We start from the raw sequence: 23,520 nt of genomic DNA on the forward strand, positions 1-23,520 counted from the left end.
GGGAGGCTGTGACGCGGATCGACTTTTGTCGCACGCAGGACGTGATGTTGCTCACGATGAAACACAACCCCGGCCCGCAGGCCGGGGGTAAAACAGATTAATGCGCGCGGCCCTGATCGATGCCGATACCGGTTTGCGAACGGATAAACTGGGCGCGGAACTTCTCGCGTTCCAGTTTCCCTTCCGCGGTATTGTCGGTTGCCGAGAATACCCAGATACCAATAAAGGCCACCGCAATGGAGAACAGCGCCGGGTACTCATACGGGAAGATGGCGCTGGCGTGGCCGAGGATCTGCACCCAGATTGTCGGGCCAAGCACCATCAGCACCACGGCGGTAATCAGCCCCAGCCAGCCGCCGATCATCGCGCCACGGGTGGTCAGCTTCGACCAGTACATCGACAGCAGAATGATCGGGAAGTTACAGCTTGCCGCAATCGAGAACGCCAGACCCACCATGAAGGCAATGTTCTGATTCTCAAACAGAATACCCAGCAGGATGGCGATCACGCCCAGTACCAGCACGGTGATTTTTGACACCCGCAGCTCGTCGCGCTCGGTGGCCCCTTTACGGAACACGTTGGCGTACAGATCGTGCGATACCGCCGATGCGCCCGCCAGGGTTAAGCCCGCCACCACCGCGAGGATAGTCGCGAAGGCCACCGCCGAGATAAAGCCGAGGAACAGGTTGCCGCCCACCGCGTTGGCAAGATGCACCGCCGCCATGTTATTGCCGCCAATCAGCGCGCCGGTGGCATCTTTAAACGCCGGATTCGCGCCCACCAGCATGATCGCGCCGAAGCCGATAATAAAGGTCAGGATGTAGAAGTAACCCATAAAGCCGGTGGCGTAGAACACGCTTTTCCGCGCTTCACGGGCATCGCTGACGGTAAAGAAGCGCATCAGAATATGCGGCAGCCCCGCGGTACCAAACATCAGCCCCAGCCCCAGCGACAACGCAGAGATCGGATCTTTTACCAGCCCGCCCGGACTCATGATCGCCGTGCCTTTCGGGTGCACCGCCATGGCTTCGGTAAACAGGTTATTGAAGCTGAAACCGACGTGACGCATCACCATAAAGGCCATAAAGCTGGCGCCGAACAGCAGCAGCACGGCTTTGATGATCTGCACCCAGGTGGTGGCCAGCATGCCGCCGAACAGCACGTACATCACCATCAGCACGCCCACCAGCACCACGGCGATGTGATAGTTCAGGCCAAACAGCAGCTGGATCAGTTTGCCCGCGCCCACCATCTGCGCGATCAGATAGAGCGCCACCACCACCAGCGAGCCGCAGGCGGAGAGAATACGGATCGGACCCTGTTTCAGACGATACGACGCCACATCGGCAAAGGTGTAGCGTCCGAGATTACGCAGACGCTCGGCGATCAAAAACAGAATGATCGGCCAGCCCACCAGGAAACCCAGCGAGTAAATCAGGCCATCGTAGCCGGAGGTGAACACCAGCGCGGAAATCCCCAGAAAGGACGCCGCCGACATGTAATCCCCGGCGATCGCCAGGCCGTTTTGCAGACCGGTAATATTACCGCCCGCCGTGTAGTAATCGCTGCGGGTGCGGGTACGTTTTGACGCCCAGTACGTGATGCCAAGCGTAAAGGCGACGAACACCACGAACATGATGATCGCCTGCCAGTTGGTCGGCTGGCGCTGCACCGCGCCGGTCAGGGCATCTGCCGCGTTCGCGGAGAAAGGGAGTATGGCGGCAGCCGCCGTCAGTAATCTCTTCATGGTGCGTTTACCTCGCGGATCACGGCATTGTTCAGACGGTCAAACTCACCGTTCGCCCGCCAGACGTAAACGCCGGTTAACACGAACGAAACCAGGATCACGCCGACGCCAACAGGAATGCCGCGCGTGACGCTGGTGCCGGGATAGAGCGGCGTACCCAGCCAGCCAGGCGCGAAGGCGATAAGCAGAATAAAGCAGACATAAATCGCCAGCACGATCAGCGACAAAATGATGGCAAACCGTTGCCTTTTTTCGACCAGCTCCCTGAAATGCGCGTTATGTTCTATCCGTTGATAAATGAGTTCATTCATCACGAAATCTCCAGAGGCTCCCTGTGTCTTTCGCGCCGCAGGTGCGTTGGCCGCGCTCGCCCACACCCAGTCACATAGTTAACTATGCTCCTGGGGATGTGCTCGCTTGCCGCCTTCCTGCAACGCGAAATCCTTCGGGATGGTTTTTATATTTTCCCTCCCGGTCAAAGGAGGGGTAGGGGTAGGATTTATTGGCCCGATAAGCAGCGCGCCACCGGGCATTTATGGTTATGACGGCATCGTAATGCCTTGTTTTTCTTCCAGCAGTTTTTCCACTACGCCAGGATCGGCAAGCGTTGAAGTATCTCCCAGGTTACTGGTGTCACCGGCGGCGATTTTGCGCAGAATGCGGCGCATGATTTTGCCGGAACGGGTTTTGGGCAGCGAATCGGTCCAGTGCAGAATATCCGGCGTCGCCAGCGGGCCGATCTCTTTCCGCACCCAGTTGCGCACCTCGGTATACAGTTCCGGCGACGGCTCTTCGCCGTGGTTCAGCGTGACATAAGCGTAAATCGCCTGGCCTTTAATATTGTGCGGAATACCCACCACCGCCGCTTCGGCGATTTTCGGGTGCGAGACCAGCGCCGACTCGATTTCCGCCGTCCCCAGACGGTGGCCGGAGACGTTCAGTACATCGTCCACGCGCCCGGTGATCCAGTAGTAACCGTCTTCGTCACGGCGCGCGCCGTCGCCGCTGAAATACATATTCTTGAAGGTGGAGAAGTAGGTTTGTTCGAAGCGCTCATGATCGCCAAACAGCGTGCGCGCCTGGCCTGGCCATGAATCGACAATCGCCAGGTTGCCTTCGGTGGCGCCTTCCAGCGGATTGCCTTCGTTATCCACCAGCGCCGGTTGTACGCCGAAGAACGGCAGGCTGGCGGAACCGGCTTTCAGCTCGATGGCGCCCGGCAACGGCGTGATCATGAAGCCGCCGGTTTCCGTCTGCCACCAGGTGTCCATCACCGGGCACTTTTCGTTGCCGATTTTTTTCCAGTACCACTCCCAGGCTTCCGGGTTAATGGGTTCGCCCACCGATCCCAGAATCCGCAGCGAGGCGCGGCTGGTGCCGTCAATCGCCTTATCGCCTTCCGCCATCAGGGCGCGGATCGCTGTTGGCGCGGTATAGAGAATATTGACCTGATGCTTGTCCACCACCTGCGCCATACGCGCTGGCGTCGGCCAGTTCGGCACGCCTTCAAACATCAGGGTAGTCGCGCCGCAGGCCAGCGGGCCATACAGCAGATAGCTGTGGCCAGTCACCCAGCCCACGTCGGCGGTACACCAGTAGATGTCGCCGGGATGGTAATCGAAGACGTATTTGAAGGTGGTCGCGGCATACACCAGATAACCGCCAGTGGTGTGCAGCACGCCTTTCGGTTTACCGGTGGAGCCGGAGGTATAAAGGATAAACAGCGGATCTTCGGCGTTCATCGCTTCCGGCTGGTGGTCGCTGCTGGCGGTCGCCATCACATCGTGCCACCACAGATCGCGGCCTTCCTGCCAGTCGATAGCGCCGCCGGTGCGTTTAAACACCACGACGTTTTCAATCGTCGTCACCGCCGGGTTTTTTAACGCGTCGTCGACGTTCTTCTTCAGCGGAATACTGCGCCCGGCACGTACGCCTTCGTCGGCAGTGATCACCAGCCGTGAGCTGGAGTCCACAATACGCCCGGCGACCGCTTCCGGCGAGAAACCGCCAAAAATAACCGAATGCACCGCGCCAATACGCGCGCAGGCCAGCATCGCCACCGCCGCTTCCGGCACCATCGGCATATAGATAGCTACCACGTCGCCTTTCTTAATGCCCAGCGTCAGCAGGACATTGGCAAAGCGGCACACTTCGCCGTGCAGATCGCGGTAAGAGATATGTTTGCTCTGGCTGGCGTCGTCGCCTTCCCAGATGATTGCCGTTTGATCGCCACGCTCAGCCAGATGCCTGTCCAGGCAGTTAGCCGCCAGGTTGAGCTGTCCATCTTCATACCATTTAATTGAAACATTCCCCGGCGCAAAGGAGGTGTTTTTCACCTTCTGATAAGGCGTGATCCAGTCGAGAATTTTGCCTTCCTCACCCCAGAAAGCGTCAGGATCGGTGATAGATTGCTGGTATTTCGCCTGGTACTGTTCGGCATTAATCAGGCATTTTTCCGCGATCTGGGCGGGAATAGGGTGTTTGTGGATTTGGCTCATGGCTTTTGTTCTCCTTGTAGGATGTTAATAATATGTCACACAAACGTTAATTGTAGGGGCTTTGGGAGCTTTGTTTACTTTTTGGGCGACAGATCACGCAATGCTTGAGTGTATGAAAATGCAGCAGATGATGCTTAGAAGGGAAATAATTTACGCTAAGAACTATTGCTTTTATGGCAATTAAAAATTCATCTATAACAAATAGTTATGCATGATAAATGCTATAAAATGCGCTTTTTAAGTGAGAAATCAGCGAAAGTCCCTGAACTTAAAGGGTTGCACGGGATACCACGCAAATGGTACTGATAATGCGCGTTAAAAACCCCCGCTTTTGTAAGAAACGCTAACCATCCCCCTTGCTGGCAGTCTTCATGCACAGCAGGGAATAGCGCTTCACTAAGGATGTCACTCGTTATGAAAAATGTGAAAGTCAGCCTGGCCTGGCAAATTTTGCTGGCTCTGGTGCTGGGTATTCTTCTGGGTAGTTACCTGCATTACCAAAGCGACAGCCGCGAATGGCTGATTGCGAATCTCCTGTCTCCGGCAGGCGATATCTTTATTCATCTGATCAAAATGATCGTTGTCCCTATTGTGATTTCCACCCTGATTGTGGGAATTGCTGGCGTGGGCGATGCGAAACAGCTGGGCCGCATTGGCGCGAAAACCATTCTTTATTTCGAAGTGATCACTACAGTGGCCATTATTCTTGGCATCACACTGGCGAATGTATTCCAGCCGGGCGCGGGCATTGATATGTCGCAGCTGGCAACGGTGGATATTTCGAAATACCAGAGTACAACGGCGGAAGTGCAGAGCCATGCCCATGGCCTGATGGGCACCATACTGTCGCTGGTGCCAACCAATATCGTGTCGTCGATGGCGAAGGGCGATATGCTGCCGATCATCTTCTTCTCGGTGCTGTTTGGCCTTGGGCTGTCATCGCTGCCTTCCGCACACCGTGAGCCGCTGGTGACGGTCTTCCGCTCCATTTCCGAAACCATGTTTAAAGTCACCCATATGGTGATGCGTTATGCGCCGGTGGGCGTGTTCGCGCTGATCTCGGTGACGGTGGCGAACTTTGGTTTCGCCTCCCTGTGGCCGCTCGCCAAGCTGGTGATCCTGGTGTATGCCGCGATTGTCTTCTTTGCGCTGGTGGTGCTGGGCGCGGTGGCGCGTCTGTGCAAGCTGAGCATCTGGACGCTGATCCGCATCCTGAAAGAGGAATTGATCCTCGCCTATTCCACCGCCAGCTCCGAAAGCGTGCTACCGCGTATCATTGAGAAGATGGAAGCCTATGGCGCACCGGCGTCGATCACCAGCTTCGTCGTGCCGACCGGCTACTCCTTTAACCTTGATGGCTCGACGCTGTATCAGAGCATCGCGGCGATTTTCATCGCACAGCTGTACGGCATTGAGCTGTCGCTGGGGCAGGAGATCATTCTGGTGCTGACGCTGATGGTCACCTCCAAAGGTATCGCTGGCGTGCCGGGCGTCTCCTTTGTGGTGCTGCTGGCGACGCTGGGCAGCGTGGGGATCCCGCTGGAAGGTCTGGCCTTTATCGCCGGTGTTGACCGTATCCTCGACATGGCGCGTACGGCGCTGAACGTGGTGGGGAATGCGCTGGCGGTGCTGGTGATCGCCAAGTGGGAACACAAATTTGACCGTAAAAAAGCGCTGGCTTACGAGCGCGAGGTGCTGGGCAAATTCGATAAAACCGCGAATTCCTGATTTGCTTAAAAGATGCCCGGCGGCGCGAGCTTGCCGGGCCTACGGCGTAACATGTAGGCCCGGTAAGCGAAGCGCCACAGGGCAATACCCCTCTCTCGTTAACCCATCGCGCTTTCGCGCAGACTGGCTTTTAACTTATCGTACTCGGCGATCACATACTGTTCCGCGGCACGCTGGTCGGCAATCCGCTCAACGTTAACGGCGCAGTACTTGTACTCCGGCGTTTTGGTTATCGGGCTTAAGTTCTCCGTCACCAGCTCGTTACAGGCGCCAATCCACCACTGGTAGGTCATGTAAATCGCGCCTTTATTCGGGCGATCGCTGACCTGCGCGCGGGTGATGATGCGGCCTTTGCGGGAGTTCACCCAGATCAGCGCTTCATCTTCAATGCCCAGACGCGCCGCGTCGGCGGTGTTGATCTGCGCATAGCCAGGTTCATCCGCCAGCGCCGCCAGCGCCGCACAGTTGCCGGTCATCGAACGACAGGAGTAGTGGCCCACTTCCCGCACCGTCGATAGCACCAGCGGGTACTCGTCGGTCAGTTTGTCGATGGGCGGCACCCAATCGCAGGTGTAGAACTTCGCCAGCCCGGTATCGGTTTCAAACTTCTCTTTGAACAGGTATGAGGTCCCCTGATCCGCGTCCGACGTATCGCGGCATGGCCACTGGATATAACCCAGCTCGCCCATTTTTTCATAGGTGGCGCCATAGAAGTCCGGGCACAGATGACGCAGCTCATCCCAGATCTCCTGGGTGTTGTTGTAGTGCATCGGATAGCCCATACGGGTGGCGATCTCGCTGATGATCTGCCAGTCCGTTTTCAGGTCCCACTGCGGCTCCACGGCTTTGAAGAAGCGCTGGAAGCCACGGTCAGCCGCGGAATACACCCCTTCATGTTCCCCCCAGGACGTTGACGGCAGAATGACATCTGCCGCCGCTGCGGTTTTGGTCATAAAGATGTCCTGGACGATCACCAGCTCCAGATCTTCAAAGCCTTTACGCACCGCCGACAGCTCGGCGTCGGTTTGCAGTGGATCTTCCCCCATGATGTAGGCCGCGCGCACTTCGCCATGAGCCGCCCGGTGCGGCAGCTCGCTGATGCGATAACCAGTGTGCGCCGGCAGACTGGCCACGCCCCAGGCTTTGGCAAATTTCTCGCGGTTTTCCGGCACGTGCACATATTGATAGCCAGGATACGTGTCCGGCAGCGCGCCCATATCGCACGCGCCCTGCACGTTATTCTGCCCACGCACCGGGTTAACGCCCGCGTGTGGCTTGCCGAGGTTACCGGTCAGCATCGCCAGGCTGGTCAGGGAGCGCACGGTTTCCACGCCCTGATAGAACTGGGTGACGCCCATGCCCCACAGGATCGCCGCGCTTTTCGCCCCGGCATACAGTCGTGCGCAGGTGCGGATCTCCTCGGCGCTGACGCCGGTGATCGCTTCCACCGACTCCGGCGGATAGCCTGCAACAATCTTTTTATACTCGTCAAAATCCTGCGTACGCGCGGCCACGAAAGCATGATCGTAGAGATCTTCGCTGATAATGACGTGCCCGATGGCGTTTAGCAGCGCGATATTCGAGCCGTTTTTCAGTGCAATATGCATATCCGCAATGCGCGCGGTTTCAATTTTGCGCGGATCGCAGACGATAATTTTCGCCCCGTTCTTTTTCGCGCGGATCACATGATTGGCGACGATAGGGTGGGAATCCGCCGGGTTATAGCCAAAAATAAAGACCAAATCCGTGTTATCAATTTCTGTGATGGCATTGCTCATTGCGCCATTACCGACCGACTGGTGCAGACCTGCAACCGATGGGCCGTGTCAGACACGTGCGCAGCAATCAACGTTATTGGTGCCAATAACGGCGCGCGCGAATTTTTGCATCACATAGTTGGTTTCATTGCCGGTGCCGCGTGATGAACCTGTGGTCTGGATGGCATCCGGGCCGTACTTCTCTTTGATGGCGGAAAGTCGGCTGGCGACGTAGTCCAGCGCTTCACTCCAGGATACCGCTTCCAGTTTGCCGCCGCGCTGGCGACGGATCATCGGGGTTTTCAGGCGCGGGGTCAGGATCTGGGTATCGTTAATAAAATCCCAGCCGTAATAGCCTTTAAGACACAGGGTACCCTGATTGGTCTTCCCCTGCGCCGCTTCCGCCCGGACGATTTTCCCGTTATCAACCACAAGGTTGATTTTGCAACCCGAGGCGCAATAGGGGCATACCGTGACGACTTTTTTCATCGGTCTCACTCCAGTTTTCAATTCGCGCATACGCGCACTTGCCCCCGTTATGCAGTTTGCATGCCATATTCTTTATGTGGGTATTTCTGCGGGATGCGGAGCAGGAAGGAAGTGAAAACCCTGACGAAAAGCGCGCCGTCGTCAGATTTGACGTGTCGAACGTCGGGGAAGAGCTGTAGGCCGGGTAAGCGCAGCGCCACCCGGCGCAATCGCCCCTCACTTGCGCCACATCAACATTTCAGTGTGATCAATTCTTATAATCATCATACTTTTCCTGCACAGGTTCCCTGTCGTGTTCACACTCCGCTCGATCATCACTGGCGTACTGCTCTGTTTTTCCGCTGTCGCCTTCTCACAGACTGACCCGACGACGCTCACCACCGCCTGGCCGGTCAACGTTGGCCCGCTCAACCCGCATCTTTACACCCCCAACCAGATGTTTGCGCAGAGCATGGTGTATGAACCGCTGGTGAAATACGCGGCGGGCGGCAGGGTGGAGCCGTGGCTGGCTACCGGCTGGACGCACTCCGCCGACGGGAAAACCTGGATCTTCACCCTGCGCGAAAAGGTCACTTTTTCCAATGGCGAACCTTTCAACGCCGACGCCGCCGCGGCGAATTTCCGCGCCGTGCTGGCTAACCGCGCCCGCCATAGCTGGCTGGAACTGGTGAACCAAATCACCGATGTCAAAGCGCTCGGTCCGCAAAAGCTGCAAATTACGCTGAAAAGCGCCTACTACCCGTTTTTACAGGAGCTGGCGCTGCCGCGGCCGTTCCGCTTTATCGCCCCGTCGCAGTTTGTCGATGGCGGCACGAAAAACGGCATTAAAGCGCCGGTCGGCACCGGGCCGTGGATGTTGCACTCGTCGCGCCTGAATCAGGATGATGTCTTCGTGCGCAACCCGCATTACTGGGGAAAACAACCGGCGATCGGCAGGGTGAGGGTTAATGTGATCCCCGATCCCACCAGCCGCGCCATTGCCTTTGAAACCGGGGAGGTGGATCTGCTGTACGGCAGCGAAGGGCTGCTACCCCTCGATACCTTCGCGCGCTTTAGCCAGAACCCGGCGTACCACACGCAACTTTCCGCGCCGGTAGAAACGGTGATGCTGGCGCTCAATACCCGGCTTGCCCCCACCAATGAGCTGGCGGTGCGCGAAGCCCTTAATTATGCGGTGGATAAAAAAACCATGATCGCCGCCGCGCTCTACGACACGCAGCAGCTGGCGGACACGCTGTTCGCCCCGTCGGTGCCCTATGCGAATATCGGGCTTAAACCGCGCGGCTACGATCCGGCGCAGGCCCGCGCCCTGCTCGAAAAAGCTGGCTGGGTGCTGCCTGCCGGTAACGCTATCCGCGAGAAAAACGGCCAGCCGCTGCGCATTGAACTGGCCTTTACCGGTACCGATGCCGAGAGCAAGGCGATGGCGGAGATTATTCAGGCAGATTTGCGCAAAATCGGCGTCGATATTCAGCTTATCGGCGAAGAAGAGAGCAGTATCTACGCCCGCCAGCGGGACGGTCGCTTCGGCATGATTTTCAACCGCACCTGGGGCGCGCCTTACGATCCCCACGCCTTTATCAGTTCCATGCGCGTGCCATCCCATGCGGATTACCAGGCGCAGCTGGGGTTGCCGGATAAGGCGCTCATCGACCAGGAAATCGGCCAGGTGCTGACGCAGCAGGATGAAACCGCCCGCCAGGCCTTATATAAAGACATCCTCACCCGGCTGCATCAGGAAGCGGTCTATCTGCCGCTCAGCTATGTCTCGGTGATGGCGGTATCGCGGCCTGAACTGGGAGCCATCCCCTTCGCGCCGATGGCGTCAGAGATCCCCTTCGAACAGCTCAATCCGGTGGCGCAGCCATGATGCTGAACTGGGCACTACGTCGTTTGCTGCTGCTGATCCCGATCCTGCTCGCCGCGTCGCTGCTGGTGTTTTTGATGCTGCATCTGGGCGTCGGCGATCCGGCGATGGACTATTTACGCCTTTCCGGCGTGCCGCCGACGGCGGAGGTGCTGGCCGCCACGCGGGAGATGCTCGGGCTTAACGCGCCGCTGCCGGTGCAGTACTGGCACTGGCTGATGCGCGCCGCGCGGCTGGATTTCGGCGTCTCTTATGCCACAGGGCGTCCGGTGCTCGACGATCTGCTGCATTTTCTGCCCGCCACCCTGCAACTGGCGGGACTGGCGCTGGTGCTGATCCTGGCGATCTCCGTGCCGCTCGGCGTCTGGGCGGCGCGTTATCCCAACCGCCTGCCGGATCATATCGTGCGCGTGATCGCTTTCCTCGGCGTCTCAATGCCCAATTTCTGGCTGGCGTTTCTGCTGGTGATGCTCTTTTCCGTGAAGCTGAACTGGCTGCCGGCGATGGGTTACGGCGGCTGGCGCTACATGATCCTGCCGGCGGTTTCCATTGCCTTTATGTCCCTTTCGATCAACGCCCGTCTGCTGCGCACCAGTATGCTGGAAGTGGCAGGGCAGCGGCATGTGACATGGGCGCGGCTGCGGGGCTTAACGGCGGCGCAAACCGAGCGCCACCATGTGCTGAAAAACGCTGCCGTTCCGCTGGTCACCGCGCTGGGAATGCACATCGGCGAGCTGATCGGCGGCACGCTGATCGTCGAAAGTATTTTCGCCTGGCCGGGCGTCGGCCGTTACGCCGTCTCCGCCATTTTTAACCGCGACTATCCGGTGATCCAGTGCTTTACCCTGCTGATGGTGACCGTCTTTGTGATCGGCAATCTGCTGGTGGATATGATCAGCGCCGCGCTGGATCCGCGCGTGCGCAGCCACGAGGGACAGCACGCATGAACACGGTTTTTCTTGCCCGCTGGCCGGTGCGCATGGCGCTTTTGATCATCGCTCTGCTGTTTATGGTGGCGCTGACCAGCCAGTGGTGGCTGCCGTTCGATCCGCTGGCTCTTAATCTGCCGGAGCGCCTGTCAGCGCCGGACAGCCAGCACTGGCTGGGCACCGATCACCTGGGACGCGATATCTTCAGCCGTCTGCTGGCGGCCACGCGTATCTCCCTTGGCGCAGTGCTGCTCTGTCTGCTGCTGGTGCTGACCATCGGTATGATCGCGGGCGGCGCGGCAGGGTTGCTCGGCGGGCGCACCGATCAGCTGGTCATGCGCGTCGCCGATCTGTTTATGACCTTTCCCACCTCGATCCTGTCGTTTTTCCTCGTGGCGATCCTCGGCACCGGCATCACCAACGTGATCATCGCCATCGCCCTGTCGCACTGGGCCTGGTACGCGCGCATGGTGCGCAGCATGGTGCTGTCGCTGCGCCAGCGGGAGTTTGTGCTGGCCGCGCGTCTCGCCGGGGCCAGCCGGGTGCGGATTTTTATTGAGCACATCAGCGGCGCGGTGCTGCCGTCGCTGCTGATCCTCGCCACGCTGGATACCGGCCACATGATGCTGCATATCGCGGGGATGTCTTTTCTCGGGCTGGGCGTCACCGCCCCGACGCCGGAGTGGGGGATCATGATCAACGACGCGCGACAGTATATCTGGACGCAGCCGCTGCAAATGTTCTGGCCGGGGCTGGCGCTGTTTATCAGCGTGATGAGTTTTAACCTGGTGGGCGACGCGCTGCGCGACCACCTCGATCCCGGCAGGGCTTTGCAGGAGAGCCATTCATGAACACGCTGACCCTCGACGGGTTTTCCTTTTATGCTGCCGGTACGTGCCTGGTGGATAACGTCTCGCTGACCCTGCGCCGGGGGCGCGTACTGGCGCTGGTGGGTAACAGCGGCTGCGGCAAATCGCTGACCTGCAACGGCGCGCTGGGCGAACTGCCGCCGGGCGTGCGGCGCACCGGCGGGCAGGTGTTGCTCGACGGCAGAGTGGCGGCGGCCCATGAACTGCGCGGCAGGCGGGTATCCTGCGTGATGCAAAACCCGCGCAGCGCCTTTAATCCGCTGCGCACCATCCGCGATCACGCCAGGGAAACCTGTCAGGCGCTGGGTAAAAACGGCAGCGATGCCCTGCTGCTGGCACGGCTGGCGGATGTCGGGCTGGAGCAGGCCGCGCGCGTACTGTCACTTTATCCCTTTGAGATGAGCGGCGGCATGTTGCAGCGGGTGATGATCGCGCTGGCGCTGCTCGGCGATGCGCCCTTTATGTTTGCCGATGAGCCGACCACCGATCTCGACGCGGTGGCGCAGGCGCGTATCCTCGATGTGCTGGCGGATGTCATGAAAACCCGCGCGCCGGGAATGCTGCTGGTGACGCACGATATGGGCGTGGTGGCGCGGCTGGCCGATGAGGTGGCGGTGATGGAGCAGGGGCGGATTGTGGAGCAGGGCACGGTGGACGATCTCTTTTATCGCCCGCAGCATCCGCTTTCACGGCGGCTGGTGAGCGCGCATCTGGCGCTGTATGGCGAGGCGTTGCCGCAATGACGCTGATCGCCATCCACCAGGTTTCCCACGGCTACACCTCGTCAGGGTTGTTCCGGCGCGGGCAGCAAAAAGCCGTGCTGGAAGACATTTCTTTTGACATCCGCGCGGGCGAAACCCTGGCGCTGCTCGGACGCAGCGGCTGCGGTAAAAGCACGCTGGCGCGGCTGATCGCCGGGCTGGAAAAACCGCAGCGCGGCGAGGTGCGCTATCAGGGGCAGAATATTCACCGCCTGGCGCGCGCCGACGCACAGCGCTTTCGCCAGGATGTGCAGATGGTGTTCCAGGACGCGCTGAGCGCGGTGAATCCACGTAAAACCGTAGCGGAAATTATTGCCGAACCGCTGCGCCACCTGACCAGCCTGTCGGCAGCGGAACAGCAGGAGCGTATTCTTACGACGCTCACCAGCGTGGAACTGGACGATGCGTTCATGAGCAAACTGCCGTCGCAGCTCAGCGGCGGGCAACTACAGCGCGTATGCCTGGCGCGCGCGCTGGCGGTACGGCCGAAATTACTGGTGCTGGACGAGGCGGTGTCCAACCTCGATCTGGTACTCCAGGCGCACATCGTGGCGCTGCTGAAGCAGCTCCAGGCGCAGCTGAATATCGGCTTTCTGTTTATTACCCACGATCTGCGGCTGGTGAAGCGCTTCTGTCAGCGGGTGATGGTGATGGACAACGGCCACATTATCGAAACCCGCCCGGTGGATGCGCAGCTGTGCTTTGCAACGCCTGCCGGGATCGCCTTACAGCAGGCGGTATTGCCCGCTTTTCCGGTACGCTAACAGAAGGGAATTGTATGCAGCGCATCACCATCACCATTGATGATGATTTACTGGCAACGCTCGATCGTCTGAGCGATAAACGCGGCTACCAGAGCCGTTCAGAAGCCCTGCGGGATATTGTGCGGCAATCGCTGGCGGAAGAAGCGGCGACAGAGGCCGATCAGCACGGCTATGCGGTGCTGAGCTATGTCTATGAACATGAAACCCGCGAGCTGTCATCGCGGCTGGTGGCGGCCCAGCATCAGCACCACGATCTGTCGGTGTCGACGCTGCACGTTCACGTCAGCCATGACGACTGTCTGGAAGTGGCGATCCTCAAAGGCAATCTGCACGATATTCAGCACTACGCCGACGAAATCATCTCCCAGCGCGGCGTGCATCACGGCCATTTGCAGTGCATTCCTGACTGATTAATACATCTCAATATGCGTATCACGCGGCAGCGCCAGCAGACGTTCGCCGTGGGTGAGCAGCAGATCAATGCCCAGCGGGAAGGCGTGCAGGCGGTCGGCAAGAGCATGAACGATGCAGTGCGGCAGTTGCGGCGCGATCATGCGCTCCTCATGAATACCAGGCCCGGTCAGGCGCAGCATACGACCACCGCTTAAGCCGGAAACCTGCACGATCAGCGTGACAGGGCCAGGCTGCGCGGCGGCGGCAGCGAAAAGGGCGTCCAGTTCGGCGGCGCTGAGCGTATCATCGGCCAGCGCAAGGGTGGCGAAATGTGGCTCATTCACCAGCGCTGCGCGGGTGTGCAGGCGCAGATTCTGGATCACAAAATCGTTATGCAGCGGATTCGACAGCCACACCGGCATGTTTTTATCGGCCAGCGTCAGCAGTACGCTGGAGGTCGCCAGATTGAGTGGCTGCCAGCCGTGTTTTAACTGGTGCAGGGCAACAATTACCCCCGGCTCGCTCATGGCTTTTAACAGACGACGAAAACTGTGCTGCGCGTCCTGCACGTTATTATTCATGGTGGTCATGGAATGCATGGAGGGCTCCATAGTGAAGATGAGAGCCAGAGTGGCAAGGAAGTATGACGTTTGCGTTAAGCAGAGATGACGGAATAGTGAAGCTGGCAGGGGAAAGGCAGGGGCGGGAACGTTATGTGCCCACCCGGACGATCAGTTCTTTTTCACAAATTCGGATTTCAGCTTCATCGGGCCAAAGCCGTCGATTTTGCAGTCGATATTATGATCGCCTTCCACCAGGCGGATGTTCTTCACTTTGGTGCCGATTTTCAGCATTGAAGAGCTGCCTTTCACTTTCAGATCCTTAACGACCGTCACGCTGTCGCCGTCGGCCAGCAGATTGCCATTGGCATCTTTGACGATCAGCGTGTCGCTGTCTTCCGACGCGCTGGCGTCGTTCCACTCGTTCGCGCATTCCGGGCAGATGTACATGCCGTTGTCTTCGTAAGTGTATTCAGAATTGCATTTCGGGCAGTGGGGGAGTTGCATAATCATTCCTCAATAAAAGGCTAATGGGGGTGGAAGTCCGTCCACCGAAAAATGGCAGGCTGCCAAAAAGGTCGAAGATTGTACACCAAATCCTTACTGTTGTCGGTGCTATTCTTTTTTCACTAAAAGTGATCGACGTGACACACCCTGTCAGGCAGTTAAGCCATGCTTAACAGGTGAGGTATTCTGATGCATGAATGAGCGCTAATTTTCAATATTTTTCGGTGGAAATTGCCACTCTGAACCAATTCATATATGGTGAGATCACGCATCCAGTGTTATTAAAAAGCAGCTCTCGGCACCAGCTCTGTCTCCTGCCGAAGTCGGCGACTTACCTCTCAATTTGGGTGGGTAAATAAATGAAGATATATCCTGGTAACTCTTAAAATTAGTCTACGCGCTGTTGCTTTTGTTTCTGACATGAGCAAAGTAACTCGCTGAACTGCATCATAATTTAGAATTTTTTATTGAGTCACGTCAGGTAGTTATCTTTTTTCAGATATTTTTCCACGCGTAATTAAAAAAGCCGACACTACATTAAACAAACCGCTCGGCTAAATAAAAGTTATAAAAATTTGCGTTAAGGAAAGACTTTTATCATGCACACACAGACAATATTTGAATTGAGCCAGGAAGCCGAAAGGTTGTTGCAGCTTTCCCTGCATAATCTTCATTCATTACAAACGATGCCGGTAGCAAAGCTTGATGATGCGTTGATTACCGATATAAACAACGCCTCCAATGTTCATCCTTTGCATTTCAGCGCGCGTGGAATTGACGCCCAGCAGGCGACGCTGAGTAACGAACTACGCAAAATTACCCGTCTGGAGATGGTGCTCGCTATCGTCGGTACCATGAAGGCGGGGAAATCCACCACCATTAACGCCATCGTCGGCACGGAAGTGCTGCCTAACCGCAACCGTCCGATGACCGCGCTGCCAACCCTGATCCGTCATACGCCGGGGCAAAAAGAGCCGGTGCTGCATTTTTCCCACGTCGGCCCTATCGATACCCTGACCCAACAGTTGCAGATGCGACTGTTTGGCTTCGATCGCGAGAAACTGGCGCAGAAGCTGGAAATTGATAAGGACATGCAGACGCTGCTGGATCGTATTCGTCAGGGCGATGCTTTTGATAAGCACTATCTGGGCGCGCAGCCGATCTTTCACTGCCTGAAAAGCCTCAACGATCTGGTGCGCCTGTCGAAAGCGCTGGACGTCGATTTCCCGTTTTCTTCTTATACGGCGCTGGAGCATATTCCGGTTATTGAGGTGGAGTTTGTGCATCTCGCCGGGCTGGAAAAAAACATGGGGCAGTTGACGCTGCTTGATACCCCCGGGCCGAATGAAGCCGGCCAGCCGCATTTGCAGCAGATGCTGAAAGAGCAGCTGGCGCGCGCCTCGGCGGTACTGGCGGTGATGGATTACACCCAGTTGAAGTCGATTTCCGATGAAGAAGTCCGCGAGGCGATTGCCGCCGTCGGCAAGTCGGTGCCGCTGTTTGCGCTGGTGAATAAGTTCGACCAGAAGGATCGCAACAGTGACGATGCCGATCAGGTGCGCACGCTGATCGCCGGTACTTTAATGAAAGGGCATATCACGCCGACGCAGATTTTCCCGGTCTCCTCCATGTGGGGTTATCTGGCAAACCGTGCCCGGCACGAGCTGCTGCGTAGCGGTAAACTGCCCGATCCTGAAGAACAGCGCTGGGTGCAGGACTTTGCCGAAGCCGCCCTGGGCCGCCGCTGGCGGCTGACCGATCTGGATGACAGCGCGCATATTCAGCATGCCGCCGAATTGCTGTGGGAAGACTCGCTGTTTGAGCAGCCGATCCAGAAACTGCTGCACGCCGCCCATGCCAATGCCTCGCTGTATGCGCTGCGATCCGCTTCGCACAAACTGCTCAATTATGCCCAGAGCGCCCGCGAGTATCTGGATTTTCGCTATCAGGGGCTGACGGTGGCGCTGGAAAATCTGGAGCAGAATATCGCCCGGCTGGAAGAGGATACCCGTCTGCTGCACGCCTGCCAGGAGCGGGTCAGCGACGAAGTGAATCATGAAGTGGAAGATGCGCTGGCTGCCGCCGATCGCTTTATCAATGGCGAGCAGGCGACCATTATCAGCGAGATCGACCACTATTTTACCCACAGCGAGCGACCGGAAGAGGCCACGCTTATTAACGCTGACGAGGAGTTTGGCGTCGGTAAACTGGTGCTGGAGGATGAAAGCCAGGCGCAGGTGGCGCTGAGTAAAATCCGCTCCGCCTGCGAGGTGATTTTGCTGGGCGCGCAGGATCGCATCAGCCGGGAACTGGCGCAGCGTTTCGATCAGCTGGAGTACACCCTGACCCGGTCGTTACAGGATGCGATGCGCCCGATTGAAACCCGTATAAAGGAAGAGCTGAGCCACGCCGGTTTTCGCGCGCGCATCAGCTTACCGGCGTTTCAGGCCAGCACGCTGAACTTCAATACGCGGCAACTGTTTGTGGATGCCATCGCCGCCGAAGATATTCCTGCCGGGCAGTCGCGCGTCAGCGGCGTGCGGGACAGCATGTCGCGCTGGCTGAACAATCCGGGCTGGGGCTGGAATGATTATGTCGTCACCCGTACCCGTTACGTTATCGACGTGACCTCGCTGCACCAGAACCTGATTAATCACGTCGCGCATTTTTGCGCGCAGATCCGTAAGGCGCTGGCGGCGCAGGTTGATGTGTCCGTAACGGCGGGGATGGCGACCTTTTTCGCCGAGTTTTCGCACAGTTTGTCGGGGTTACAGGAAAGCCTGCGTGACAGCCTGGCGATTCGTCAGCAGAATGAATCGACGGCGGCGGCGCTGCGTCAGCATCTCCGGCAATGCATCACCACTGCCAACTGGATCCACGAAGATGCCCGGTTGCTGCGCGATGATATTCAAACCCTGTTTGCGGCAGATCAACCATGAAAAACCGACTTCTCGACGGACCCGGGCAGACGCTGGAGTGCATCCAGCCAAAATTTATTGTCGATCTGGTGCAGGGCATTGATGCCCCCCGGCAGACGCAAATCGTGCCCCAGCAACAGGCGTTTCGCGAACGGCTGACGCAGGAGATAATGACCCAGACGCAGCTGCGTCCGTGGGCGATGTCCGGCATGTATCATGAAAACGATGCGCTGCGTCTCGGGCTGGTGGAAAAACTCGCCAGCATGTTCGATCCGGGTCAGCTGGCGCTGGCGCGTATCACGCAGCGCCTGACGATGTTGCAGCAGAACAGTGAACGTCGCCCCGGGCTGTCTGCCGCGCTGCAAAAACAGTATGACGATATGCTGGCGCATTTCAGTCTGCGCGCCGCCTCGAAAGAGAAAGCCCTGACCCAGCGCGGGCTGATGGTGCAGGCCGGACTGCACAGCGAGCAGATTTTTACCCGCTGGCGCGCCGGGAAATACGATGGCTGGTCGCTGGCCGGACGCTGTTTTATCGCGCTGGAAGAGCTGCGCTGGGGCGCGTTTGGCGATGCCTGCCGCTTAACCCGGCCGGAAGTGTCCAGCCTGTTGAAAGACAATCTGCGCATTATGGCCGCCGATTTTATGGCGCAGGGGATAGGGGCGTCACCGGCCACCCGCCATTTCTATCATCAATGGTTAACCACACCCGCCACGCCGGGCCTGATGGATAATAAAGATCTGCTGGGCTGGTTGGGGGACTGGTGCGATGTCGATCGTCATCCGGTGTGCTGGTCAGTGACGCAAAGCTGGCAAACGGTGGCGCTGGGTATGCCGCGGCTCTGTTCTGCGACGCGTCTGGCGACGGCGCTGGTGGAGGAAGTCTTTAGCGAGGGCGTGTAATTCCCCTCCCGCCAGGCGAGAGGGGAAATAGTCTGTCAGTGATGCAGCGACTCTGTCGCTTTCTCTTGTTCAACCGCCGCAGGCGATTGTTGCGGGTTGCCATAGCGCTTCGCATAGAGCGCGGTAATGATGGGCACCAGAATCGCCGTCACAATCACACTGGCTGCCACCAGCGCCGTAGCTGATGCGGCTACCGGTTCGAAGGCCGGGTTAATCTGCGCGATAATCACCGGGTTTGCCACCGCCGCGCCTGCCGCCGATGACGCTGCCACGCCCGCCGTACCGTTACCACCGCCAATCCAGCGGTCCGCCAGGATCAGCGGGATACCGGTAATGATGATGACCGCCACGCCCAGGAAGATCCCCAGCAGACCGGTATTCAAGATCACATTCAGGTTGATGGTATTCCCCAGCGCGAAACCGAAGAACGGGATCAGCACCGGCGTCGCTTTGCTGAAGAATGCGCGGAAATCGTGATCAAGGTTGCCCAGCGCAAAACCAATCAGGAACGGCAGGACCGCGCCGATAAAGTGATGCGGTTCGAAGGAGGCCAGACCGGCGGATCCGAGGATCACCATGGTCATCAGCGGGCCGGATTCCAGCGACATCAGAACGAAGGCGCCAGACTCTTCTTTGGTGCCGTACTGGTTCATCAGGCTGGCGTACAGGCCGCCGTTGGTCATATCCATGGCAGAGACAATAGCCAGCACCGACAGCCCGGCAAAGAAGCCCGCCTGAATTCCGGTTTCCGGAATAAAGGTGGCGGCAATCATTGCCACTATCCATGCCACGGCAATTTTAGTGATCACCAGCGTACCGGATTTACGCAGTACCGTGCCGGTAGCGCGTAAATCAATGGAGGCGCCAATACAAAAGAACCACACTGCCAGAATAGGCACCGTACCGGTGATCATTCCTTTCGTGAAGGAACCAAAATAAGCGCCGGTATCCGGTGCCAGGGTATTTAGAATTGCCCCAAGAAGCAGGGGAACCAGCATCATCCCGCCGGGGATGCGTTCGATCGTGGCCTTGATTTTCATTGAAGATCCTCACGCTTCACCGCGCCATGCGCGCGATAAAAGCTAAAAAATGTAAAATTAATAAAATCAATCAGATAGTTCGCTGATGAGTTGCGTTTATCTCATCGCGGGGATCGCGTTATATGCCGACAGGTGCCGCCAGTGCTTTCCTCTTTAAGTGTGCCTGGCGCTATGATGCAGTCATCGGAATATTGATTCAATGAAAACGAAACAGTGTTTTAGTTATCTGGATCACATATTTCACGTAAAGTTTCTTAAAGGCTCCAGATATTAAAAAGCCTGTAAATGAGTTGTAAAAATAAGGTGTTTTTGACCGGGTTAGCGATTCGTTTGAGGATCACCTTATTCCCATAAAAATGAGGGTTTTGTCAGCGGTGGGTAAATATGTGTGAAGTTGATCACGGTTTTAAACCCTGTTAGGGTAAAGAGGTCATTAACTGCCCGAACAGGCGTCAACAGGTTTGGCTGTCCAGACTTTAACCAGCTTACGTAACCAAACCTGCTACGCTTGATATTAAAGAACGCAATCACCCGGCAACCATTAACTGTGTAGTGTAATGACGAGAGTTTTTACGCTTCCGTCGGCTGTGCGTTCAGGGCAAAGTCCATGAGGATAAAGAATGTTAAAAAGGAAAAAAGTAAAGCCAATCACGCTGCGCGATGTGACCATTATTGATGATGGGAAACTTCGCAAAGCAATCACCGCCGCATCGCTCGGTAATGCGATGGAGTGGTTTGATTTCGGTGTTTATGGATTTGTTGCTTATGCGCTCGGTAAGGTCTTCTTCCCGGATGCTAACCCCAGCGTGCAGATGATCGCTGCGCTGGCGACCTTCTCTGTACCTTTCCTTATTCGTCCGTTGGGCGGATTGTTCTTCGGCATGTTAGGCGATAAGTATGGCCGTCAGAAAATACTCGCCATGACGATTGTCATCATGTCCGTCAGTACCTTCTGTATTGGTCTGATCCCCTCTTATGCCTCTATAGGCATCTGGGCGCCGATCCTGCTGTTGCTGTGTAAAATGGCGCAGGGGTTCTCGGTTGGCGGCGAATACACCGGGGCGTCAATCTTCGTGGCGGAGTACTCTCCTGACCGTAAGCGCGGCTTTATGGGCAGCTGGCTGGATTTCGGCTCCATTGCCGGTTTCGTGCTGGGCGCGGGCGTGGTGGTGCTGATTTCCACCGTCGTCGGTGAAGAGAACTTCCTTGACTGGGGCTGGCGTCTGCCGTTCTTCCTGGCGCTGCCGCTGGGTCTGATTGGTCTTTATCTGCGTCATGCGCTGGAAGAGACCCCGGCGTTCCAGCAGCATGTGGATAAGCTGGAGCAGGGCGATCGCGAAGGGTTGCAGGACGGGCCGAAAGTCTCGTTCAAAGAGATTGCCACCAAACACTGGCGCAGCCTGCTGACCTGTATTGGTCTGGTGATCTCCACCAACGTGACCTATTACATGTTGCTGACCTACATGCCAAGCTACCTGTCCCATAACCTGCACTATTCCGAAGATCATGGCGTACTGATTATCATCGCCATCATGATCGGGATGCTGTTTGTGCAGCCGGTGATGGGCCTGCTGAGCGACCGTTTTGGCCGCCGCCCGTTTATCATTCTGGGCAGCGTGGCGCTGTTCTCGCTGGCTATTCCGGCGTTCATTATGATCAACAGTAATATCATCGGCCTGATTTTTGCCGGGCTGCTGATGCTGGCGGTGATCCTGAACTGCTTCACCGGCGTGATGGCCTCCTCCTTACCGGCGATGTTCCCGACGCATATCCGTTTCAGCGCGCTGGCGAGCGCCTTTAATATCTCGGTGCTGATTGCCGGTCTGACGCCAACCCTGGCCGCCTGGCTGGTGGAAAGCTCAGAGAACCTGATGATGCCTGCCTATTACCTGATGGTGGTGGCGGTGATTGGTTTGATTACCGGTATTACCATGAAAGAGACGGCGAACCGCCCGCTGCGCGGCGCAACCCCGGCGGCGTCGGACATTCAGGAAGCCCGTGAGATCCTGCGTGAGCATCACGACAATATCGAGCAGAAAATCGAAGATATTGATCAGGAGATCGCTGAACTGCAGGAGAAGCGTACCCGTCTGGTGCAGCAGCACCCGCGTATTGACGAGTAATCTTCCCCTCACCCCGGCCCTCTCCCCATGGGAGAGGGTTAACATCCCGCCGCAATAAAATCCCCGTTCGCGCTCACCGGTATTACCGTTAAAAACAGCACTGAGGCAAAGAGGATTATCGCCATCCCCCCGGCGATTTTCAGCGCCGGAACAATCCATGTCTGGCGCTGCCCGCCAAACAGCGCCGCCGTACGGTTGCGGGCATAGCGTACCGCCAGCGACAGGCCGATGATCGAAAGACCGGTGCCGAGCGACATGGTCATCACCGCTGCCATGCCCCAGCTGACCATGCCCAGCGCATTCGAAAACAGCAAAATCATGATCGCCCCGCTGCACGGGCGCGCGCCGATAGAGAGCATCACGCCCGCGCGCGTTTTCCAGTCGCCGCTGGTGGCTAAGCCCACGCCATGATGATGACCACAGCCGCAGTCCGGCGCGTGTCCTGTGTGAAGCGGTTTCATGCGATGGATACGCAGTCCGCGCGTGGGGAGGCTTCTGGCGGCCTGATAGATCACATAGCAGCCGAAGCCGCCGATCAGCAGCGCGCTGCTTTTTTCGACGTACCAGCGGCTTTGGCTCAGATCCCCCGACGCCAGGTTAAAGCCAACGGCGAGGATAAAGACAAAGGCAATGGCGCTGACGCCCTGCAACAGGCTACCGAAAAACGGGATCAGCCGCGCCGCCAGCGGGCTTTCCTGATTAGTGCCGAGCCAGGTGGTAACGATAAATTTGCCGTGCCCCGGCCCGATGGCGTGCAGCACGCCGTAAAAGAACGCGCCGACCAGCAGCCACAGGCCGCCGCTCAGCTGATGATTATTGAGTTGCAGCAGATACATCACCAGATAACGGTGCAGCGTGATCTGCGTGCTCAGGCACCACTGCAAAAAAGCGCCCCAGTGGTGGTGCAACAGCAGAAGAGCCGCCAGCGCGATAAGGGTGCAGGTTATCGCGCCGGGGAGCCGCCATGAGCGGGTCAGTGCTGGAGTCATCATAAATGCCCGTCGGGAAATGATGACCAGAGTATAGAGGTTAGGCCGCGTTAAGGTAACGGGATAACTGCCGCTGATGGTAACGCGCCAGCAGCAGCACCGTGGTCAGCGCACCCAGCAGCGCGCAGAACATGTCTGACTGGGTATCCCAGGGATCGCCCTGGGTGCCGAGGAAATCGTCCGCGCCCTGGCCCATCGCCAGTGCCGCCCACCACTCGATCAGCTCATACATGGCGCTGATCGCCAGCGCAATACAGCACACCACAAAGCCGAGCATTTTCCGCCCGCGCACAAAGGCACCGCGCACCAGGATCTCCCGCGCTGCCAGCGCCGGCACCAGCCCCTGGAAAAAGTGGCCGAGTTTGTCATAGGGGTTGCGGTCAAGCCCGAGCCACGCCTGCACATCAAAGCCAATCGGCACTTTCGCGTAGGTATACATACCGCCGACCATCAGAATAATGGCGTGGAAAAAAATCAGCGTATACAGCAAGGGGGTGAGGGGATAGCGCGCGTGGGTGGCCCACAGCAGGGGAATGAGGATCAGCACCGGCGTGACTTCCATCAGCCAGGTAATTTTATCGCCAGCGTAAATACCGGTGTAGACAACAATCAGCGCCAGCAGCAGGGCTGCGACTTTTAACAGAGAGGATGGCATGGGTTTTCATCCGGATGAAAACCT

19 protein-coding genes are annotated in these 23,520 nt (G+C 57.6%); 10 read left to right on the forward strand and 9 right to left on the reverse strand.

From position 1 onward, the window contains the following. Nucleotides 1-97: 97 nt before the first annotated feature. The 3 genes from actP to acs form a co-directional block, all read right to left on the reverse strand. On the reverse strand, nt 98-1,747 hold the full coding sequence (gene actP, locus BMF08_RS07330; protein WP_072570210.1) for a cation/acetate symporter ActP: 1,650 nt from the start codon (nt 1,745-1,747) through the stop codon (nt 98-100). Continuing rightward, nucleotides 1,744-2,058, reverse strand: coding sequence for a DUF485 domain-containing protein (locus BMF08_RS07335; protein WP_072570211.1), 315 nt, complete (start codon nt 2,056-2,058; stop codon nt 1,744-1,746). The genes actP and BMF08_RS07335 overlap by 4 nt, the downstream gene beginning before the upstream one ends. 228 nt (nt 2,059-2,286) lie before the next feature. Then, nucleotides 2,287-4,245, reverse strand: a complete 1,959-nt coding sequence (gene acs / locus BMF08_RS07345; protein ID WP_072570212.1) for an acetate--CoA ligase — start codon at nt 4,243-4,245, stop codon at nt 2,287-2,289. Between the two features lie 414 nt (nt 4,246-4,659). On the opposite strand from acs, the gene gltP reads away from it, so the two are divergent. Continuing rightward, a complete protein-coding gene (gene gltP / locus BMF08_RS07350; RefSeq protein ID WP_072570213.1) occupies nt 4,660-5,973 on the forward strand; it encodes a glutamate/aspartate:proton symporter GltP in 1,314 nt (437 codons plus the stop codon). Between the two features lie 98 nt (nt 5,974-6,071). On the opposite strand, the gene fdhF is transcribed toward gltP, so the two are convergent. Continuing rightward, nucleotides 6,072-8,219 (reverse strand): formate dehydrogenase subunit alpha, encoded by a 2,148-nt coding sequence (gene fdhF, locus BMF08_RS07355; protein ID WP_083580976.1) that lies wholly within the window; start codon nt 8,217-8,219, stop codon nt 6,072-6,074. A 292-nt stretch (nt 8,220-8,511) separates the two neighbouring features. Here fdhF and nikA point away from each other — a divergent pair, with 292 nt between their 5' ends. The 6 genes from nikA to nikR are packed head-to-tail and all read left to right on the forward strand — an operon-like array spanning nt 8,512 to nt 13,819. Next, nucleotides 8,512-10,089, forward strand: coding sequence for a nickel ABC transporter substrate-binding protein (gene nikA / locus BMF08_RS07360; RefSeq protein ID WP_083580977.1), 1,578 nt, complete (start codon nt 8,512-8,514; stop codon nt 10,087-10,089). After that, entirely contained in the window at nt 10,089-11,033 is a 945-nt protein-coding gene (gene nikB, locus BMF08_RS07365; RefSeq protein WP_072570802.1) for a nickel ABC transporter permease subunit NikB, read from the forward strand. The genes nikA and nikB overlap by 1 nt, the downstream gene beginning before the upstream one ends. After that, a complete protein-coding gene (nikC, locus tag BMF08_RS07370) occupies nt 11,030-11,866 on the forward strand; it encodes a nickel ABC transporter permease subunit NikC (RefSeq protein ID WP_072570216.1) in 837 nt (278 codons plus the stop codon). Before nikB ends, nikC begins: the two co-directional genes overlap by 4 nt. Further along, nucleotides 11,863-12,627: a nickel import ATP-binding protein NikD gene (gene nikD / locus BMF08_RS07375; RefSeq protein WP_072570217.1), complete on the forward strand. Its 765-nt coding sequence runs from the start codon at nt 11,863-11,865 to the stop codon at nt 12,625-12,627. Before nikC ends, nikD begins: the two co-directional genes overlap by 4 nt. Continuing rightward, nucleotides 12,624-13,409, forward strand: coding sequence for a nickel import ATP-binding protein NikE (nikE, locus tag BMF08_RS07380; RefSeq protein WP_072570218.1), 786 nt, complete (start codon nt 12,624-12,626; stop codon nt 13,407-13,409). The genes nikD and nikE overlap by 4 nt, the downstream gene beginning before the upstream one ends. A gap of 14 nt (nt 13,410-13,423) precedes the next feature. After that, nucleotides 13,424-13,819 carry a nickel-responsive transcriptional regulator NikR gene (gene nikR / locus BMF08_RS07385; RefSeq protein ID WP_072570219.1) on the forward strand — a complete coding sequence of 132 codons (396 nt, stop codon included), beginning with the start codon at nt 13,424-13,426 and terminating at the stop codon, nt 13,817-13,819. On the opposite strand, the gene phnH is transcribed toward nikR, so the two are convergent. Together phnH and BMF08_RS07395 are read right to left on the reverse strand one after the other, a co-directional pair. Continuing rightward, complete coding sequence (gene phnH / locus BMF08_RS07390) at nt 13,820-14,401, reverse strand: phosphonate C-P lyase system protein PhnH (protein ID WP_072570220.1); 582 nt, start codon at nt 14,399-14,401, stop codon at nt 13,820-13,822. A gap of 132 nt (nt 14,402-14,533) precedes the next feature. Then, entirely contained in the window at nt 14,534-14,869 is a 336-nt protein-coding gene (locus tag BMF08_RS07395) for a zinc ribbon domain-containing protein YjdM (RefSeq protein WP_072570221.1), read from the reverse strand. A gap of 599 nt (nt 14,870-15,468) precedes the next feature. On the opposite strand from BMF08_RS07395, the gene crfC reads away from it, so the two are divergent. Together crfC and BMF08_RS07405 are read left to right on the forward strand one after the other, a co-directional pair. Then, nucleotides 15,469-17,808, forward strand: coding sequence for a clamp-binding protein CrfC (gene crfC / locus BMF08_RS07400; RefSeq protein WP_072570222.1), 2,340 nt, complete (start codon nt 15,469-15,471; stop codon nt 17,806-17,808). Then, the gene (locus tag BMF08_RS07405; RefSeq protein ID WP_072570223.1) at nt 17,805-18,689 is read left to right on the forward strand and encodes a diguanylate cyclase regulator RdcB family protein; all 885 of its coding nucleotides are present in this window, start codon (nt 17,805-17,807) and stop codon (nt 18,687-18,689) included. The genes crfC and BMF08_RS07405 overlap by 4 nt, the downstream gene beginning before the upstream one ends. Before the next feature lie 35 nt (nt 18,690-18,724). Here the strand turns inward: BMF08_RS07405 and kdgT are convergent, their stop codons facing one another. After that, nucleotides 18,725-19,729: a 2-keto-3-deoxygluconate transporter gene (gene kdgT / locus BMF08_RS07410; RefSeq protein WP_072570224.1), complete on the reverse strand. Its 1,005-nt coding sequence runs from the start codon at nt 19,727-19,729 to the stop codon at nt 18,725-18,727. A 620-nt stretch (nt 19,730-20,349) separates the two neighbouring features. Here kdgT and proP point away from each other — a divergent pair. Continuing rightward, nucleotides 20,350-21,852: a glycine betaine/L-proline transporter ProP gene (gene proP, locus BMF08_RS07415; protein ID WP_072570225.1), complete on the forward strand. Its 1,503-nt coding sequence runs from the start codon at nt 20,350-20,352 to the stop codon at nt 21,850-21,852. A 38-nt stretch (nt 21,853-21,890) separates the two neighbouring features. On the opposite strand, the gene BMF08_RS07420 is transcribed toward proP, so the two are convergent. Together BMF08_RS07420 and BMF08_RS07425 are read right to left on the reverse strand one after the other, a co-directional pair. Beyond that, on the reverse strand, nt 21,891-22,844 hold the full coding sequence (locus BMF08_RS07420; RefSeq protein ID WP_072570226.1) for a nickel/cobalt transporter: 954 nt from the start codon (nt 22,842-22,844) through the stop codon (nt 21,891-21,893). Between the two features lie 37 nt (nt 22,845-22,881). Continuing rightward, nucleotides 22,882-23,496: a DUF2238 domain-containing protein gene (locus BMF08_RS07425; RefSeq protein ID WP_072570227.1), complete on the reverse strand. Its 615-nt coding sequence runs from the start codon at nt 23,494-23,496 to the stop codon at nt 22,882-22,884. Nucleotides 23,497-23,520: the final 24 nt, after the last annotated feature.

This window comes from Enterobacter sp. SA187 (assembly GCF_001888805.2).
Taxonomy (GTDB): Bacteria; Pseudomonadota; Gammaproteobacteria; order Enterobacterales; family Enterobacteriaceae; genus Enterobacter_D.